This is a genomic window from Liquorilactobacillus mali KCTC 3596 = DSM 20444, assembly GCF_000260415.1.
GTDB classification, from domain to species: domain Bacteria; phylum Bacillota; class Bacilli; order Lactobacillales; family Lactobacillaceae; genus Liquorilactobacillus; species Liquorilactobacillus mali.
The window spans coordinates 1-3493 of record NZ_BACP01000076.1; the positions used below are offsets into that span (position 1 = coordinate 1).

Here is a 3493-nt window from a genome sequence, read left to right on the forward strand (position 1 = left end):
CATATACTCAAGGATTAATTTATTCCTGTTAAACTTATCCTGTAATTGTGGTAAATAAAAAAAGAACCCAATTCAGAATTGAGTTCCAAGATAATAATATATATTTAAAGATTCGGAACTTACTATTTAAACGCTAAAGTAATTATCAGTTCCATGCATTTGCTAGCAATTATACAGAACCCTTAAAAACTTACTTTTACGGGCAAAGCATTTAATCACTTTACTTTGTGTCACATTAAAAAATGTTACAAAAATATATTATTTTTGATATACTTAACAAACACAGCATTGGAGGTATTTTAATTGGATACAAATCAACTTACTATTTTATTATTAGCCATTTCGGGCATGTGTGCCATTTTTTTCTTTATCCTTTTATTTAAAATGACCCATCTACAAAAAGAATTAAAAGAAATGATGTTGAAGTTTAATCAGCTAACTGTCAAGTTCAAAAAAGATAACTCTAATAATGATGAAGATATCAGCCAATTACTTTCAATCGTCACTTATAACCCAGCCAAATTGTTACCTTTAATAGTTATACTAAATATGATTCCAACGTTGGTTTTACTCGCCTATTTCAATTTTAAAACTTCCCAGTATTTTGTATATACCTTACTTCTTTGTTTTATAGCTGCTGCTCTTCTACTCCCAATATACTATCTTTATTTGAAAAAAAGCATAGCCAATTTCTCTCTTAAAAGCAAAAGTTTAAAAAATAATACATCACTTTCCAAATTGATTTCAGAATTTGATTCTAAATTATTACCAGTTATAGAAAAAAAGACTTTTAACACATTATATGCCTTTCAATTTCTAAACATAGCTATGATTTGTTGTACACTTTTGAAAATAATTTTAAGATTCTAAACACCAGTATCATTATTCTTTAGTAATGCTATCAATGCTAAAATACTTGTAGTAACCACAGCAGCTGTTGCTCCAACAGCCGTAACAACATAATAAATTCCTCCAGTTGCTAAACCAGCTACTATTGAGAATCCTACAAATTCTTTAATCCCATTTGGAAATAAACTATTATAATCATTTGCTGTAGTGTTTGGAACACCTGTCGGAACAACTTCAATCTTATGGAATATCTCATCAATAATTATTTCATATTCTAGTTCAATAGTTTCGCCACTGTCGAGTGTATGGTCAAAAGTTGATTTAATATGCAAAGCTATTCCTGCATCGCTGCCCTTAGTAACCGGCTCTACCCAAATTTGACCGTTATTGATTAAAGAGGACAATTCAGTCAGTGCTGAATTGATATCCTCTTTATTTATCTCATCACTTAATGCCACAACTCCGGCTATGGTATCCGTAAAGTCTGACTCAAACTTACCATTTGACACATTATAAACTACACCAACATTATCACCTGGCTCTGAAACTGATGCTTCAAATTTAACCTGTACGTAAAAGTCAACAGCAAAACCCGGAATTTCGTATTCTTTACTTGTTTTCTCAATCTTTAAACCACTTAAATATGAAAAATCTTTCTGCTGACTTAAAGCGTCAATAATTGTATTAATCTTTGCTAAATCTTCTGCATTTCCATAACCGCTTTCTCCTCCGACACCAAAACTACCTGTTGCAGTTTCTCTCGCACTTGTTGTCGCGTCCTTATCAATCGCAAAGTCTCCGATGGAGATCTCTGAGAATTGATCAAATGCCCATTCATCTGGTATTGAATATCCAAGATTTCCGGAATATCCTGTCGACATATCCGAAATAAAGGCCTTGGTTGCCAATCCTGCTGAAATAATAGTTGCGGAAACATTTCTAGTTCCATAAATCCCAACCTCATAGCCATACGAAGTTACAATATCATACAGAGCTTCAAAATAAACCTTTGCTGATCCTGCAATATCTCCAGCTTGAATATCCGCATCAACTGCAAAGTAGATGACTACTCCTTCTTTAAATCCTAAATCTTGTGCAGCATATACTGCTTTTGTCCCATCAGTTTTACCTTGGGCTGCCGTAAAGTACGCTTCTTTGTCTGAAGCCCCATCTTGATAGATTGGAAAAATCTTTAATCCCCCGGTTGTAATGGCAGTAATTTCATCTGTTGTTAAATTTTTTGCTCGCTCACTCGTACCGGAACCTACAGTTCCTGTTAAATAACGACCAACAATGCTGTAACCTGCATTTTTTAAAGTCGCAACTCTCGTTGCATTTAATTGATATGAGGTATCACAAGCGATTGCGGAACGATCTGGATTACCCGCTGAAGTCAATAAACTCATAAAGATATCTACACCTGCACTGGTTCCATCTGTAGAATCTAATGCCATTGTTTCTTCAAATTCCTTGACCGCTACAACAACTGCAGAATCATAGACACCATCAAATGCACCCGTATATGCTTTATTATTTACATACAATCCCCATTGCAAGATTCTAACGAAATTATTTGTTGTTCCTTCTTTGACAGTTGGTGTATCTTTTTTAGTGGTTGCACCATAAGCACCTGTCGCAACACTTGTACTTATCTTTTCTTCTGCCTGCAACGCATAAATCAAAGCTGAATTAGTATCTCGCTGGTAAATTCCATCACATGGCAAGATTCCTGTATACGCTAAATAATCATGATTCAATTGTTGTTGCATTTCGCGAACTTTGGCATCACCAGCCGCTAGTAAATCAAAAGAACTCATATTTAACAAAGCTGCCATAAAATTACCATCTACTGAGCTACTTGTATCCGCAAGTCCTGCCTTTGTTTTCATTGTAGTCACTGCAGAAGCCGTATCAGCTGAGAACTTACCATCAAATTCTCCTGGTGTGATTCCCTTACACCAAAATCCACCTTGAATAATATACGCAATATTTCCTGTATAACCAACTACAATCGTACTTGCGATATTATTGAATAGTTGTTTACTTGTTGGTCCAAAATTATTGACCAAGCCTGTAATACCAAGTTCATGTTGTAACGCCCTTGTTAACCCATAAACTGTCCCCCAGCCAGTAAGTCCATCTTCTGTTACACTACCAAAGCCACTGACTCCTCCATACGTTTTATTTAACCATTGTTGTGTTTCTAATACCATTTGATCCATCTTTAAAACTTCCTTTCTTAATTAAGAGTGTCATTATCGTAAACCCTAAAATCGCTTCAATCAAACATATGTTCGTATAAATTACAAAAAAATTCTCTTACTCTTTTTTTGACAATCGTATTCTGAAACTATTATTTTAAACAAAAACATAAAATTCAATTCACAAGTTGCTTCAATAAACGGAATAGTCAGTTATTCAACTAAATACTGGCAATACCTAAAATTAGAGTATAAAGTACGGTCATTTTAATAATTCAAAAAAAATTAATTATTGCTCCAAAATATACTGCCGATTATTACCGTAAACTAAAATAGCGACCTCCTCCAAAAACGGAATAAGGTCACTATCATTGCTCTAAGATAAAGTTTGATTATCTTATTATTTTATTTATATTGTGAAAAACTAAGTCGTTAACTTATAA

General features: G+C 33.8%; 2 protein-coding genes. One reads left to right on the forward strand and one right to left on the reverse strand.

What is annotated here, in order from left to right:
* Positions 1-303: 303 nt before the first annotated feature.
* Positions 304-870, forward strand: coding sequence for a hypothetical protein (locus tag GSM_RS13450; RefSeq protein WP_003690894.1), 567 nt, complete (start codon positions 304-306; stop codon positions 868-870).
* Here the strand turns inward: GSM_RS13450 and GSM_RS13455 are convergent.
* The gene (locus GSM_RS13455) at positions 867-3071 is read right to left on the reverse strand and encodes a glycoside hydrolase domain-containing protein (RefSeq protein WP_003690893.1); all 2205 of its coding nucleotides are present in this window, start codon (positions 3069-3071) and stop codon (positions 867-869) included. The two genes, GSM_RS13450 and GSM_RS13455, sit on opposite strands and share 4 nt — an antisense overlap.
* Positions 3072-3493: the final 422 nt, after the last annotated feature.